The organism is Marinomonas rhizomae, from assembly GCF_024397855.1.
Classification (GTDB): Bacteria; Pseudomonadota; Gammaproteobacteria; order Pseudomonadales; family Marinomonadaceae; genus Marinomonas; species Marinomonas rhizomae_A.
In genome coordinates, this window is record NZ_CP073343.1 from 3348008 (window position 1) to 3362455 (window position 14448).

A 14448-nucleotide genomic window follows, 5' to 3' on the forward strand; every position below is an offset into this window, starting at 1 on the left:
AAAGCTTATTTCTTTTTAAACCGGCTCAGATGCTCTAAAACATCTTTTAAATAAAGAAAATTTGGCTCTTCATTTTTTTTCATACGGTTAGATAAATCTAAATACTGATACTGACCACTGGCCCCAACCTCAAGAATACTATCCTTTGTAATCATGGCATAACTAGAATAACTAGAACTTATTAGCCAGTCTCGCCCTTCTGCTTCTTCATCCAGTAAGTCCATGCCTGTTGAATAATCAGCGGACTTAATATCCCTACCACCTAGATAATGCTTCATCAATGTAGGAACGACGTCCTCATGTGTCGACAGTTTATCAATCGACATCGAATCATCGGCAGAGAACTTAGGCCCAATTATAGCGAAAGGTACATGAGTCTGAGCAGGCGTAAAATTACCATTATGCCCCCAGTAATTTAATCTATTATCGTTAAACTCCTGACCATGATCTCCTGTAATAACAACAAGTGTATTATCTAATTCTCCAGATCTTTCTATAGCATCTAAAACTGTCTTAGAAAGGTCATCAACAAAGTGGACACTCGTTTTATAACGGTTAAAGAAAGGTTCCGGATCCATATCGTTATCTAATGCTAAATAATTGATATCGTTAAGCATTGGTTCGTAGCGTTTCGGATAGTCACTTGGGAAATCATAACCATGAGGCGCATCATAAAAAAGAAACGAAAAATTTGGCCTAGTTGTATCTCTGCTCTGATACCATTCTAACCAGTCCGCTGTCAGGTTCTCATCTCTTTTTGAAGGAGAGTCACCGGTCGATCTTAATCTCACATCCTGAACGTTGGAAAAGACGGTGCGGTTAAATTCAGGATCCATTAAAGATGCCGACGCAAAGACACCAATTTGATAATCTAACTCTTGCAATCTATCCATCAAAATAGGTGAACGTCCATTCGTCAGCATATTGTGCCAATACGTACCTGGCATGCCATAAAACAAGCCAAAGATACCAGTTCTAGTAGAATTACCTGTAGAAAAATGCTGTTCAAAGACAACTCCATTCTGTGCAAACGACCACAAATGAGGTGTGTTCTCGATATTAAACGTGTCATAGCGCCATGAATCTATTACTAAAAAGACAATATTGACCGGTTTATCAACCTTGGAATAATTCAGTTCTGATAAAGGGTAATGCAAATCGCTACTTACTTTAATTGACATCGCCCTTTGCTTTGCTAGAGCCTCCTCATCGATCCAGCCATACCTCTGCATTAAGCCATTAGCTGTAGCAGGCTGAAAAAGTGGCAAGTAGTTTTTCACGATCTGTACAGGTTGATAAGCGTTTGCTGCAGCCCAAATATGAACAAAATTGAACGTTAAAAAAGACACTATAAAAATAGCCACGAATGCTTTTTTTCTTATCGGTTTATTTTGTGTAATACGCTTTTTCAAGCGAAGCAGGATCATAAACTCGATTAGTAACATCACTAAAAAAGACAGAACAGCGATTAACCAAGTTAAAAACGAAAAATCGACAACATCGCCAGACAATACAAGCTTTAAAACCACTTCATTAATGTGGAATCGATACTGTGAAAAAACAAAGGTATCGATAACTAAAATCGATAACATAAGTGAAGCTAAAAAACTCGATAAGAAAAAGAAAGCTCGTTGCGGAAGCAGTGTTGTCACCCAACCAATAACACCAATCAAACCTCCTAAAAGAGACATTTGGCCAATAAGACTAGATACAACAAATACAGGACCCAATACTCCACTTGGAAGCTCAGGCATAAAGAAAAAATACCGGACCGCAATAGCGATAGAGAACAGAATATTTATTACTAAAAAGTCTGCATAAATAGACAGTTTATTTTTATACTTCATGCAATAACCTTAAACAAACAACAATTAAGAATCTACGCCAAATAAGTCACGTGTATACACTTTGTCTTTCACATCTAACATATCATCCGTTATTCTATTCGCTACAATCACATCAGATATTGCTTTAAAATCTTCTAAGTTTTTAATGACTTTCGAGTTGAAAAAGTCATCTTCATGAAGTGCTGGCTCATACACAACCACTTCCACTCCTTTGGCCTTTATACGCTTCATGACTCCTTGAATGGCCGATGCTCGGAAATTATCTGAATCTACTTTCATCACTAGACGATAAATTCCCACAACTTTAGGGTTATCTTTTAAGATAGATTCAGCGACAAAATCTTTACGCGTTGAATTGGCGTCAACAATTGCCCGTACCAAGTTGTTCGGTACCTTGTCATAGTTAGCAAGCAACTGCTTGGTATCTTTTGGTAAGCAGTACCCACCATAGCCAAATGACGGATTGTTATAGTGATTACCAATGCGTGGATCAAGCCCCACGCCTTGAATAATTTGACGACTATCTAAATGATGAGATTCAGCATAACTGTCTAACTCATTGAAAAATGCAACACGCATCGCCAAGTAAGTGTTAGCAAACAGCTTAATTGCCTCAGCTTCAGTAGACCCTGTTAGCAATACCTCTATATTTGACTTTTCAGCTCCTTGAACAAGCAAGTCGGCAAACACTCGTGCTCGATCAGAAACTTCACCAACGATAATACGTGAAGGGTATAAGTTGTCATGTAGAGCTTTACCTTCACGTAAGAACTCAGGTGAAAACAAAAGATTATTAGTAGAAAAACGCTCGCTCGCAGATTTAGTAAAACCAACAGGGACAGTAGATTTCACCACCATGACAGCATTTGGATTAATACGAATCACATCCTGAATGACGGATTCGACATGGCTCGTATTGAAATAATTCGTTTCTGGATCATAATCTGTAGGCGTTGCAATGATGACATAATCTGCACCTAGATAAGCCTCTTCTTTATCTAACGTTGCAACAAAGTTCAGTTTTTCTTCAACTAGATAGCGCTCTATATCATGGTCTTCAATAGGTGATTGCTTTTTATTGAGCATATCAACTTTGGCAGCCAAAATATCCAATGCAACAACATGATTGCACTTCGCCAATAGCAAAGCATTAGAAATGCCAACATACCCTGTTCCTGCCACTGCTATTTTCATTCGCTTGATCCTTTACTTTAAAGATAGAGTTTGTGTTGAAAAGAGGCTATTTTACAGTTTGTACCGTAATTAAAAATGCCAAAACATGTCTTTTTTATGAATTACATTAAGAAACACAGCAAATAAAGAACACCACAGCTAATATTAATAAAAAACAAGGAGTTCTATATGAAGTTTGAACTGGTCGACCGTCAAGGCTATATCCCTGATCTTAACTATGGCGCCTCAGGACAGGAGCTTTCCTGCTTTATCCCGAGTGACTATTCCTTCCAACAAGTGAGCTACAACAATGGTGAAGGTGAAGCTGTCATTGATAAGCACACTTGGCATTTTTTCTTTACTCAAGAGGGGATTGGCATCAAATTAATGGATGGAATCGTAACCCTAAAAGAGGCAGAACATTTCTTACATGCCGTTAAATCGCATATCTGGGGGGAAACACACCAACAAGTACAAATTTTCATGGCTGGAGCCATACCAAAATAACTAAATTGTATCTAAACCGTTCCCCCTATATCTAAGAGGGAGCGGTTTTATATACAAATAAAAAGTCGCTATTCTACAAAGCCGTCGCTCGCAGCATCCTTTTTGACCATTGACTCCACGATCCAACATAAACTTGCCTAGCTTCTATTCCGGCATGGTTTAAGGCCAAAACATTGTGACAAGCGGTTACTCCAGATCCGCAATAATATACATAAGCATCACTGTTATTAGACAACCAATCTTGCCACTCCACATGCAATTGCTCGGCAGGCTTAAAGCAGCCATTTTCATCTAGATTATCTGAAAAAGGACGATTAATGGCACCAGGAATATGCCCAGCAACGGGATCCATAGTTTCATTTTCGCCATTAAAGCGATCTGAGGCTCTAGCATCCACTAGCTGAAATTGATTGGTCTCAAAGTTCTCAACTATCGCTTGTTCACTAATCGCCCAAGGAAACGAAACCTCAATATTATTAGGTGTGGCTGTCGGCGTAACGAACGCCAATGATACATCTTGCCTTTGCTTTAACCATTCAGGAAAACCACCATTTAAAACACGAACATGAATATCTTGTTGACTTAGCATCCACCAAGCTCGCGCAGCAATTGCCCCCCCCATATCGTCATACACAATAACGTGCGTATTAGAATCTATCCCCCAAGCCTTCAATTGCTCTGAAAAAACAACGTCATCGGGCAAAGGGTGTCGGCCAGTCAGTTCCGTCTCAGGCCCTGCAAGCTCTTGATGAACATCCACAAAGATAGCGCCAGGAATGTGGCCTTTATCATATTCTGACTTACCTTTAGCATGATCGGTCAAATAGAACCGACTGTCTAAAACAACCACGTTTGGCTGCCCAAGCAGAAGGGCTAGTTCATTTGTATTAATTAGTGTTTTTAATAGCACAGGCTTTCCTCAGACAATCACCAATGGTTGCAACAAGACCTATTCTGTAACTTTTAAATCTACTTTGATTATTCATTTTTTGCTAATATTCGCGACAATTATCTTACTGCTGAGTTTTCTATGTTACGTATTGACCTAATCCTTACCGAGCAAGGCCTTGTTAAATCTCGCTCTCAAGCACAAACCTTTATCAGTGAAGGACGAGTCTCATACAAACAAAACCAGCAATGGATAACCGCAGCCAAACCTAGCTTAAAACTACCATCAGATATTGAGCTAAAGATCACCTCAGACGAAGCCGACAAATACGTTTCCCGTGGTGCTTTGAAACTTGAAGGCGCTCTACTTCATACAAAACTAAATATCGATGGTTTCCTTGTATTAGATATCGGCCAATCTACCGGAGGCTTTAGCGACTGTGCCATTCAATACGGCGCTGCCCATGTTGTGGGCGTTGAAGTAGGACATGACCAGCTGGATCCTCGCTTACGAGGCCATCATAATATAACTTGCTTGGAAGGTATCAATGCTAGAAACCTAAGTGCTGACGATCTAAATGAGCACTTTCCAGAAAACGGCTTTGATCTAGTCGTTATGGATGTTTCTTTTATCTCTCAGACCAAGATTTTGTCACAACTGCCCAGTTTACTAAATAAAGCAGGACACCTGATTACGTTAGTAAAACCTCAGTTTGAAGTCGGCAAGGAGTTCATCGGAAAAGGAGGAATAGTAAAAGACAAGCAACGAGTGAAACAGCTAGAACAGGACATACAAGTCTTTGTCAAAGAGCTCGGTTTTGAAGTGAAATGCTATATTGAAAGCCCAATAAAAGGCGGAGATGGCAACCAAGAGTTTTTACTTTGGGCAACAAAAAAAGACGCTTAAGACAGAACGTCTTTTACATTATCTCTTCATAACTGTGATTATTAGCAGGCAATATATCACGGGCTTCTTTCTCTTCAAGCTCAGTAATATAGTTTCTGGCCAGATAAAAACCTAAACAACCGAAGATAACCGACCCAATGGCTTGCCCGAAAAGTATTCCCTCAGCTCCCATAAAGAGAGAAAAAATAGTAATAAGCGGCCACGTTCCTAACGTCGCGCGACCAAAGTTTAATAACGTGCTATTCAAAGGCTTGCCAAGATTGTTAAAAACAGCAATCGCAATAAACAATAAACTTTGAAAGAAAAAGCTAAACGATGCAAAAGTAGCAAAAAAACGAATCATATCTGCAGTACCTTGGGAAGCATGAAACACAGACACCAGCCAATCCTGCATTTGATAAAGGCAAAAGCACAACACCAAGCAATACCCGAAAGCATAAACCACAGCACTACTCATCGCACTGTGCATTCTATCAAAACGCCCTGCGCCATAATTTTGTCCTAAAATAGGCCCAACAGCACCAGACAAAGCAAATATTCCACCAAATACCACAGGGATAATGCGACCAATAACAGCCACAGCGGCAACGGCGTCATCGCCAAACGACGCAGTATGCGCCATCACAATGGCGTTCGCCAACGGAGAAGACATATTGGTTAGCATAGCAGGAATGGCGATCATGGAAATCGATTTTACGTCTTTAAAGAAATCCATCAAATCGAATTCACCCAACATTCTATGGATATGAACTACGCCATAATAGGACACAGCAACCATAGAAAAGCGTGCAATCAAAGAAGCAATAGCCGCACCTTGAACACCTAAACCGAAAGCAAAAATGAAAATAGGATCCAATAATGCATTCACTAAACCGCCAACCATGGTCGCGTACATAGCACGTCGGGCATCACCTAACGCTCGCATAATGCCAGAGCCAATCATGCCAATCATCACAGCGGGCATGCCTATCACTAAAATCTGCAAATAACCTGTTGCCAAATCAAGCGTTCGACCTGTAGCACCAATATACAAAAGAATGTGCGGAATATTAGGCCATAAAAACCAGACAACACCGGTTGAAAAGAAAATGCCAAATGCCAATACATTCACTGCACGGCGCTTGGCCAGCTCGATTTGTCCCTCTCCCACCGCTCTTGATACCAAGGCAGTTGCAGCAATAGAAACAGCGATACTCAATGATATAGTGAAAAACATGATGGTGCTGGCAAACCCTACAGCGGCAACAGCTTCTTTTTCCCCTAACATAGAGAGGAAAAGCATATCGACTAAATCAACCAAAAACATACACATCAGCCCAAACGCTCCGGTGGCAGACATGCTAACAACATGTTTAAAAGTCGAACCTTCTGTAAGCTTGGCCGGACCAGGCATTTACTTCCCCTACAAATGACGCATTAAGCATCTAACAAAAAACGTAAAAAAACGCGCCATAAAATAAAAAACCGGGCAAGCTTACACTTGTCCGGTTCGGTATTTTCTCATGTATGACGATTCGAGAAAATGCTTACATTGTGGATAACCTAATGAAGATGAGTATTTGATCGATTAAAGACAACTTTTTCAACATCGGCAAAACGCTCGGCAAAATGAGCGGTCATCCCCTCTTTCACTGATTCAGGTAATTCCTCGAAATCACGACGGTTTGGTTCAGGCAGAATCACTTCACTAATTTTACTACGCTTAGCAGCGATAATTTTCTCTCGAATCCCACCTACAGCCAGCACTTGCCCGGTCAGTGTTAACTCCCCTGTCATTGCCAAACCTCGACGAACGGGTTCCCCTTTCGCCAAGGACAACAGTGCTGTTGCCATAGAAATACCAGCGCTAGGCCCATCTTTCGGTGTTGCCCCTTCAGGTACATGCAAATGCACTAGACTCTTATCAAAAAACTCTGGGGTCTTTTGATAGCTTTTCGTGTGGGAGAAAACATAAGAATACGCAATTTCTGCCGATTCCTTCATTACGTCACCAAGTTTACCAGTGAGCTTCAATCCGCGCGTCAGTTCATGGACTTTATTCGCTTCAATCGGCAAGGTCGCACCACCCATAGAAGTCCAAGCTAAGCCTGTCACCACACCGACACCTTGCAATGTTTTTTCAGGTCGGAAATAAGGCATACCCAGTAATGTTTCAACGTCTTTCACGCCAACATTAATGTGCTCTTTTTCTCCCGTCATTAGCTCAACTACACTCTTACGCAAAATCTTTTGCAGCAATTTATCTAGGCCACGAACCCCAGCCTCGCGGGCATAATGCTCGATAATATGACGCAACGCAGCATCGGTAATGTTCAATTGTTTCTTCAGCAGTTTGTTTTTCTTCAGCAATTTCGGCCATAAATGCTGCTTAGCAATTGCCAGTTTTTCATCGCCAATATAACCAGACAAACGAATGACATCCATTCGATCTAACAAAGGCGCTGGAATTGTATCTAGCTGGTTTGCCGTACAAATAAACAGCGCCTTCGACAAATCAATGCGCATATCTAAATAGTGATCAAGGAACTCAACGTTTTGCTCTGGATCAAGGGCCTCCAATAAGGAAGACGCAGGGTCACCTTGAAAAGAAGAACCAATTTTATCGATCTCATCCAACATGATGACAGGGTTTTCAACCTCAACGTCTTTCAATGCTTGCACAAATTTACCCGGCAAAGCACCGATATAGGTACGTCGATGGCCTTTGATTTCCGCTTCATCTCGCATACCGCCAAGACTAAAGCGATAGAACTTACGATTCAAAGACTCAGCAATCGATTTACCAATGGATGTTTTACCAACACCTGGCGGGCCAACCAGCAACAGAATACTACCGCCCATTTCGCCACGGTGCGCTCCCAACGCTAAGAACTCAACAATGCGGTCTTTTATGTCACCAAGACCCGCATGATGAGATTCAAGCACCTCACGGGCTAATTTAATATCTAAGTTATCTTTCGAATGCACTCCCCAAGGTAAAGACGTCGCCCAATCCAAATAATTACGCGTCACGCCATACTCAGGAGAACCAGTTTCAAGAATGCTGAGCTTATGTAGCTCTTCTTGAATTTTATCATCCACCGATTTAGGTAAGGTTTTACCCTCTAATCGAGCCTCAAATGTTTCAACATCAGAAGTGCGATCGTCTTTCGAAATCCCAAGCTCTTTCTGGATGATTTTCAACTGCTCTTTAAGAAAGAAATCACGCTGGTGCTTGCCAATTTTATCGTTTACTTCAGCACTAATTTCGTTCTGCAATCGCGCAATTTCCAGTTCTTTTCTTAGCAAGGTTAGCGCCAAATGCATACGCGCATTGACTGGGACCGTTGCCAACACATTGTATAAATCTTCTACATCAGCGGAGGTAATAGAAGCCGCAAAGTCGGCTAATAAGCCCGATTCATTAAAAGAGAATCGCCCTAGATATTGCCTTAAATCTTCGCTAAACAAAGGGTTCAAACGAATCAACTCTTTAATCGCATCTAAAATGGCAATGGAATAAGCCTTCGACTCGTCATCATTCGATTTCACATCATTAATATAACGAACACGAGCTAAGTAAGGCGCCTCTTCACTAAGCCATTCTATTACCTCAAAGCGTTTCACACCTTGGGCTAGAAAGGTCAATTTATCGTTTTGCTTCTCAGCTTTATGAACTCTTGCGACACAGCCAATTGAACGAAACTCATCCACAGAGGGCGTATTTTTCGTTTTTTTATCGGCATAAACCAAACCTACAACGGCTTGAGGATGTTCTGCAATTCGCTCTAACGTATCTTCCCACTGCTCAGCATCCACCATAACCGGTTGAACCTGCGCAGGGAAAAATGGGCGGCTTGATATCGGTAGAACAAACAGTGTTTCAGGCAACACATCGTCAGGAAGAGCCAAGCCTTTCGGATCACTTATAACAACTTCCTCTTCCGCTACTTCAACTTGGTCTTCTTGCGCATCTAAGTATTGTTCGCCATCACTCATAATCAACTTCTCAATATATCTATGTGTTTGTAATAAATGGCACTTAAAATATCTGTGCTATTTCTTATAAGCTTTTGCTTTTGATATATCTTATGTAATGACGATATTGCCGAAAACAATGCTCTAAGCCATTTTCCCAAATGCTTGCTCACTTGATGAAACAAACTAACTCATTGGACAAGATTAGTTATTTGGCCTATTCGGACTTAGTGTTATTATAGGCCCATGAAAAAGATATAATTTGCACGATTTCACACTCTCGACTCAGAGTTACAAAAAAAGGAAAGGCTAATGACCCGCGATGAACTCCTTAAGGCTTACAACGATATATTTGTGATCAAACACCCTTTTGTTAAACACAAGTTAACCAGTCTTCGCGATAAAAACACCAGCACTCGTGAATTTCGTATGCTAGTAGAAGAACTAGGTACGCTTATTGGCTACGAAGCAACACGTGACCTAGAAACCATGGATATTGAAATCGAAACCCCCTTAGAAAAAGCCATGTGCCCTGTACTAAAGGGTAAGAAGCTTTGTATCGTTACGATAATGAGAGCGGGCAATGGGCTTGCTGAGGGTGTACTGAAACTATCGCCTAGTGCTCGAGTTGGTCACGTTGGTTTGTATCGTGATCCAGAAACAAAGCAGCCTGTTGAGTACTACTTGAAAATGCCACATTCAGTAAATGAGCGAACCATTATTGTGGTTGATCCAATGCTGGCTACTGGTAACTCAGCGATTATGGCCATCGAAAAGATGAAAGAGATGGGCGCAACAGACATTCGTTTCATCTGTCTATTTGCTGCACCTGAAGGGATTCAAGCATTTAAAGAAGCGCATCCAGACGTTGCTATGTATATTGGCTCAATTGACCGCGGTCTTGATGAGCATGCTTACATACGCCCAGGCGTTGGTGATGCTGGCGACCGCATTTACGGCACACGCTAATACTATTATAAATCTATAAAAAACCGTCTCTTGATGACATCAAGAGACGGTTTTTTTATTAAAAGACAGCAAGATTTATAGATTAAAGACTAACCCTTTAATGCAAGAAAAGCCCCTGCGCTTGCCATTATTCCACCAGCTGTCTTATTCAATGTTTTCATAGAACGCTCTGACTTCATGAAACGCCTAGCCTGAGAAGCGCCCACTGAAATAATCGTTAACCCCAGTAACAAGGCAACAAAAGTAAGAAACGCAGCTAACACAATATCCGACGCACTTAAAACGGTTAGATCCATAAATGTCGGTAAAAAAGCGATATAGAAAAGTATCACTTTTGGGTTAGAAGAAGAAATCATAAAGCCTTGGACAAAGCTCGCCATCTCGTTATTTCTCTCTTGCAAATGACCGTCTGTGGGAACAGAAGAGACAGGAGCCTTCCACATTTTCCAACCCAGATAAATAAGGTATGCAGCACCAGCGTAACGTATAACTAAAAACACCTCTTCCCAAGCCGACGCTATTGCCGCTAATCCATAACACGCCATGACCAAATAAGCGATGTCACTCATTACCATACCAAGGCATAGAGAGAAACTGGCGCGCGCGCCTTTAGCAATACTTCTCGCCAAAATGGCAAAAATCCCAGGACCTGGGGTAATGCCAAAAATAAAAATAGCGATAAAAAACGTGATTCCACTTTCTAACGTCATACTTAGCTCTCCGCTAATTACCAACAATCACTCAACAACACCACAACCCGCTAATACCATGCGAGTAATAAATTGCTTTGCCTCTTCATAGTCATTTTCTTCAAGCTCATCTTTCTGCAGCATAATCTTTACTTGAGCATCAAAATCAGCATAAGTCTGGGTCATTGCCCAAATACTAATAAAGAGATGCTCTGTTGAAACTGGCTGCATTAGGCCTTTATCAACCCATACCTGAATCGTTGCTTTTTCACGACTTAGCTCAGTAACAAAAAGACTTCTAAGGTAATCTAAGACGAAGGTTTCTTCGCCAATTAAAGCCATTGCAAAAATCTTTGACGCATTCTTATTCGTGCGCGATTGGTCTATTTTTTCACTAATATAACGGGACAGATTAAGCTTCGGCCCTTCTTCAGCGTTAAATTCGCTGACAGAGTCTAACCAAAGACGAAGAATACGCTCTAAGACGGCTTCTAATAAATCTTTTTTTGAGCGGTAATAATAATGAACATTTGCTTTCGGCAAACCCGCCTCATCAGCAATCATTTGAGTCGTTGTCTTAGCCAAGCCTTGTCGAGCAAAAACACGCTCTGAGGTCTCTAAAATAAGGGTTTGGTTTTGAGCACGAATATGCGCTTTCAATTGGTCTTTTGGTCGTTTAACTTCGCTCAAGGATTGGCCTCGCTGATCACAACATAACTAAAGGGGGAAGTATTTTTATATCGGCTTACCATCCTGTGCGATATGCCCGAAGAATATCATTCTTTACAATAGGCACGAAGCCTTAAGAAAAATTTCCATAAAAAAAGGGAGCCGAAGCTCCCCATTTCCCCTCGCAGCAGAGACGTTAATGACTATAGGCATTCGTCATTAGGCTAACTGCTACACCACGTTGGCTCTGTGATCAAGGCGCAATCATATCAATCACGACCCTCAATGTTTTTGTACAGCGGCGATAACCTAATATCTACCGCCCGGTTACTAAATCAGTAAACCGAAAAGACCCTACCACTTTCAAACAAGCGAATACGACCTTTGATGTAATCTAGTAATAGATTATAGACAGGTGAATCAGCAGTGCAATAGATGAGAGCAAAAAAACTGATCGATCGGTCAGTTATTTTGAGACTTTAAGTATTTTTAGGGGATGGTGACTTAGAAACGCGATTTCTTCCTTTTTTCTTCGACTGATATAAAGCTTCATCCGCCCGTTTTAAGACAGAATCTGGGGACTCACCAATAGCAGCAAAAGCCACACCGACGCTAGCGGTCACGTTAACAGCTATCTCTTGCTTCTTTTTAGGATCAAACACGTCGACCAAAGCAGATTCAATACTTTCACGAATCAACTCTAAAACCTCTTCAGCATCACCAACACGCTTCCCTCGAAATACAATAGTGAATTCTTCACCACCAAAACGAAAGGCCTTACCTGGACTGGAAAATTGCTTTAACTGAGAGGCAACACTTTGCAACACTTTATCGCCCATATCATGACCATAAGTGTCATTAAATTTTTTGAAATGATCGACATCAATCATAGCAATGGCATAGTGCTTAGACAGCCCAACAAGTTGTTCATTCAAAGCACGCCTACCTGGCAACTTGGTCATGTCATCTAAATAAGCCATACGATGGCTTTCCATCAGTAAGAACCAAATCCATAATAAAAATTGTGCGGATAGCAGAGCATCAAACTGAATATCAGAAGAAACAAACTGACTAGCAATCAGCAAACTAACAATACTAACCAGGCCGCTTGCTCGAAATGTGTCGCCACTTAACCACCATGCAAAACCAATGGCCGAAGTGCTAATAAACAAAACACACCACAATAAAACAGTCGACCAGCTTACCCTGCTACTTAAAACTGCATGATCTAGAAATGCAAAAGACACCCAGTTGCGCTCAATGGCATAGCACCAGCAGACAAGCATCAAGACAAATAAAATACGATTTACAGCAAAGCGATTGAAAAAACCACGCTCAGGTACAAACCCCAACAAAGCAATGCAGAAGCAAGTCACAACCAAGTAAGCCGTCAATGATGCAGCTTGATCTGAGTCTCCATATAGCTTTGGAATCAACAAGAGCAAAACAAGAATCAGCACTCGACCTTTATTAAAGTGCCAAGCCAATAAAATTGCGATACCAGCAAAAATAAGGGGAAGCAATGGTAGCAAGCTGAACCACAAAGGTGGCAGCAAACCGACATACAAACTAGCATAGATGCTAACTAGCAAAATAAAACATGGAACCAACAATGAACTCAGACGTTCAGACATAAAGATAACAAACCCATCGAATCATTCGATTAAATACGACCAATATATTGCCCCGAAAACGATTCAATTTCATTAATAATAACTCTGAACCTAAATTAGAGGAAAAAACAATGGGATTACTTGTAGATGGTCAATGGGTCGATCAGTGGTATGACACCAAAGCAAGCAAAGGAAAGTTTGTTCGCAGCGAGTCAGAGTTCAGAAACTGGATCTACCCAGATAGCGAATACCAATCCAGTGACCCAAGTCATTTCCCCGCACAAGCAGGACGCTACCACCTGTATGTTTCACTTGCCTGCCCATGGGCACACAGAGCGTTGGTTTTTATTAAATTAAAACAATTAGAAGACATCATAAGTATTAGCTGCGTGCATCCAGACATGCTAGAAAATGGCTGGGAATTTAAGCAAGATGATAAATTTAAAGACCCTAATATTGATATTGGAGATCCATTACACCAGTTCAATTTTGCTTATCAGCTGTACACAAAATCCAAGCCAAATTACAGCGGTAGAGTAACCGTCCCCATTTTATGGGACAAAGAGCGCCAAACCATTGTATCTAACGAATCTTCAGAAATTATCCGCATTTTCAATCGTGCATTTAATGAAATGACAGGAAATACGTTAGATTTCTATCCAGAAAACAAAGCCAACGATATTGACCAATTAAATGAGCGCATCTATAACACAGTCAACAACGGCGTCTATAAATGTGGCTTTGCGACGACCCAAGACGCCTACGAAGAAGCACTAATGCCACTTTTTGATACCCTGGATTTTTTAGAAGAAAGATTAACGACTCGTACTTATTTATTAGGAGAGGCACAAACAGAAGCAGACTGGCGTCTTTTTACCACGCTGATTCGTTTTGATGCGGTCTACTTTGGTCATTTTAAGTGTAACCTTAAGCGAATCTTAGACTACCCTCACCTTAATGCTTATTTGAAAAAACTTTACGACGTACCCAACATTTCTGGCACCGTAAACTTACAGCACATCAAGCGACATTATTACTACAGCCACAAAACAATCAACCCAACTCAAGTTGTTCCCGTAGGCCCAGCCAAATTATTTCCTTAAACATCAATTAACTTAAAAAGGAATTAAGGCAAATTCAAGAAGCCTGAGCTAAAGTCTATTAAAGTGAACCGTTTTTAAGGATAATTGGTTCACTTTTTTTATTTACGCCTCCTTAGTTAGCTATTA

At 41.0% G+C, this 14448-nt stretch carries 12 protein-coding genes; 4 read left to right on the plus strand and 8 right to left on the minus strand.

The window, feature by feature from the left end:
• Window positions 1-5: 5 nt before the first annotated feature.
• Both KDW99_RS15810 and KDW99_RS15815 read right to left on the minus strand, forming a co-directional pair.
• The gene (locus tag KDW99_RS15810) at window positions 6-1847 is read right to left on the minus strand and encodes a DUF3413 domain-containing protein (RefSeq protein ID WP_255826060.1); all 1842 of its coding nucleotides are present in this window, start codon (window positions 1845-1847) and stop codon (window positions 6-8) included.
• Between the two features lie 24 nt (window positions 1848-1871).
• Window positions 1872-3041 carry a nucleotide sugar dehydrogenase gene (locus KDW99_RS15815; protein ID WP_255826061.1) on the minus strand — a complete coding sequence of 390 codons (1170 nt, stop codon included), beginning with the start codon at window positions 3039-3041 and terminating at the stop codon, window positions 1872-1874.
• Window positions 3042-3209: 168 nt separating this feature from the next.
• On the opposite strand from KDW99_RS15815, the gene KDW99_RS15820 reads away from it, so the two are divergent.
• Window positions 3210-3527, plus strand: a complete 318-nt coding sequence (locus KDW99_RS15820; RefSeq protein WP_114410435.1) for a hypothetical protein — start codon at window positions 3210-3212, stop codon at window positions 3525-3527.
• A gap of 73 nt (window positions 3528-3600) precedes the next feature.
• Here the strand turns inward: KDW99_RS15820 and KDW99_RS15825 are convergent, their stop codons facing one another.
• Complete coding sequence (locus tag KDW99_RS15825; protein WP_255826062.1) at window positions 3601-4437, minus strand: sulfurtransferase; 837 nt, start codon at window positions 4435-4437, stop codon at window positions 3601-3603.
• 120 nt (window positions 4438-4557) lie between these two features.
• On the opposite strand from KDW99_RS15825, the gene KDW99_RS15830 reads away from it, so the two are divergent.
• On the plus strand, window positions 4558-5322 hold the full coding sequence (locus tag KDW99_RS15830; RefSeq protein WP_255826063.1) for a TlyA family RNA methyltransferase: 765 nt from the start codon (window positions 4558-4560) through the stop codon (window positions 5320-5322).
• A gap of 13 nt (window positions 5323-5335) precedes the next feature.
• Here KDW99_RS15830 and KDW99_RS15835 read toward each other — a convergent pair whose 3' ends face one another.
• Both KDW99_RS15835 and lon read right to left on the minus strand, forming a co-directional pair.
• Window positions 5336-6715: an MATE family efflux transporter gene (locus KDW99_RS15835; protein ID WP_255826064.1), complete on the minus strand. Its 1380-nt coding sequence runs from the start codon at window positions 6713-6715 to the stop codon at window positions 5336-5338.
• 149 nt (window positions 6716-6864) lie between these two features.
• Entirely contained in the window at window positions 6865-9300 is a 2436-nt protein-coding gene (gene lon / locus KDW99_RS15840; RefSeq protein ID WP_255826065.1) for an endopeptidase La, read from the minus strand.
• Between the two features lie 291 nt (window positions 9301-9591).
• On the opposite strand from lon, the gene upp reads away from it, so the two are divergent.
• Window positions 9592-10248, plus strand: coding sequence for a uracil phosphoribosyltransferase (gene upp, locus KDW99_RS15845; RefSeq protein WP_255826066.1), 657 nt, complete (start codon window positions 9592-9594; stop codon window positions 10246-10248).
• An 89-nt stretch (window positions 10249-10337) separates the two neighbouring features.
• Here upp and KDW99_RS15850 read toward each other — a convergent pair whose 3' ends face one another.
• The 3 genes from KDW99_RS15850 to KDW99_RS15860 form a co-directional block, all read right to left on the minus strand.
• On the minus strand, window positions 10338-10958 hold the full coding sequence (locus KDW99_RS15850) for a LysE family translocator (RefSeq protein WP_255826067.1): 621 nt from the start codon (window positions 10956-10958) through the stop codon (window positions 10338-10340).
• Between the two features lie 27 nt (window positions 10959-10985).
• On the minus strand, window positions 10986-11627 hold the full coding sequence (locus tag KDW99_RS15855; RefSeq protein WP_255826068.1) for a TetR/AcrR family transcriptional regulator: 642 nt from the start codon (window positions 11625-11627) through the stop codon (window positions 10986-10988).
• Between the two features lie 458 nt (window positions 11628-12085).
• Window positions 12086-13240 (minus strand): GGDEF domain-containing protein, encoded by a 1155-nt coding sequence (locus KDW99_RS15860; protein WP_255826069.1) that lies wholly within the window; start codon window positions 13238-13240, stop codon window positions 12086-12088.
• Between the two features lie 110 nt (window positions 13241-13350).
• On the opposite strand from KDW99_RS15860, the gene KDW99_RS15865 reads away from it, so the two are divergent.
• Window positions 13351-14322 carry a glutathione S-transferase family protein gene (locus KDW99_RS15865; protein ID WP_255826070.1) on the plus strand — a complete coding sequence of 324 codons (972 nt, stop codon included), beginning with the start codon at window positions 13351-13353 and terminating at the stop codon, window positions 14320-14322.
• The last annotated feature ends 126 nt before the right edge of the window (window positions 14323-14448 follow it).

What these genes read in the sequence shown, in the direction of transcription:
- KDW99_RS15810 (WP_255826060.1), bottom strand. Translation starts at nt 1,847, where the DNA reads ATGAAGTATAAAAATAAACTGTCTATTTATGCAGACTTTTTAGTAATA.
- KDW99_RS15815 (WP_255826061.1), bottom strand. Translation starts at nt 3,041, where the DNA reads ATGAAAATAGCAGTGGCAGGAACAGGGTATGTTGGCATTTCTAATGCT.
- KDW99_RS15820 (WP_114410435.1), top strand. Translation starts at nt 3,210, where the DNA reads ATGAAGTTTGAACTGGTCGACCGTCAAGGCTATATCCCTGATCTTAAC.
- KDW99_RS15830 (WP_255826063.1), top strand. Translation starts at nt 4,558, where the DNA reads ATGTTACGTATTGACCTAATCCTTACCGAGCAAGGCCTTGTTAAATCT.
- KDW99_RS15835 (WP_255826064.1), bottom strand. Translation starts at nt 6,715, where the DNA reads ATGCCTGGTCCGGCCAAGCTTACAGAAGGTTCGACTTTTAAACATGTT.
- lon (WP_255826065.1), bottom strand. Translation starts at nt 9,300, where the DNA reads ATGAGTGATGGCGAACAATACTTAGATGCGCAAGAAGACCAAGTTGAA.
- upp (WP_255826066.1), top strand. Translation starts at nt 9,592, where the DNA reads ATGACCCGCGATGAACTCCTTAAGGCTTACAACGATATATTTGTGATC.
- KDW99_RS15850 (WP_255826067.1), bottom strand. Translation starts at nt 10,958, where the DNA reads ATGACGTTAGAAAGTGGAATCACGTTTTTTATCGCTATTTTTATTTTT.
- KDW99_RS15860 (WP_255826069.1), bottom strand. Translation starts at nt 13,240, where the DNA reads ATGTCTGAACGTCTGAGTTCATTGTTGGTTCCATGTTTTATTTTGCTA.
- KDW99_RS15865 (WP_255826070.1), top strand. Translation starts at nt 13,351, where the DNA reads ATGGGATTACTTGTAGATGGTCAATGGGTCGATCAGTGGTATGACACC.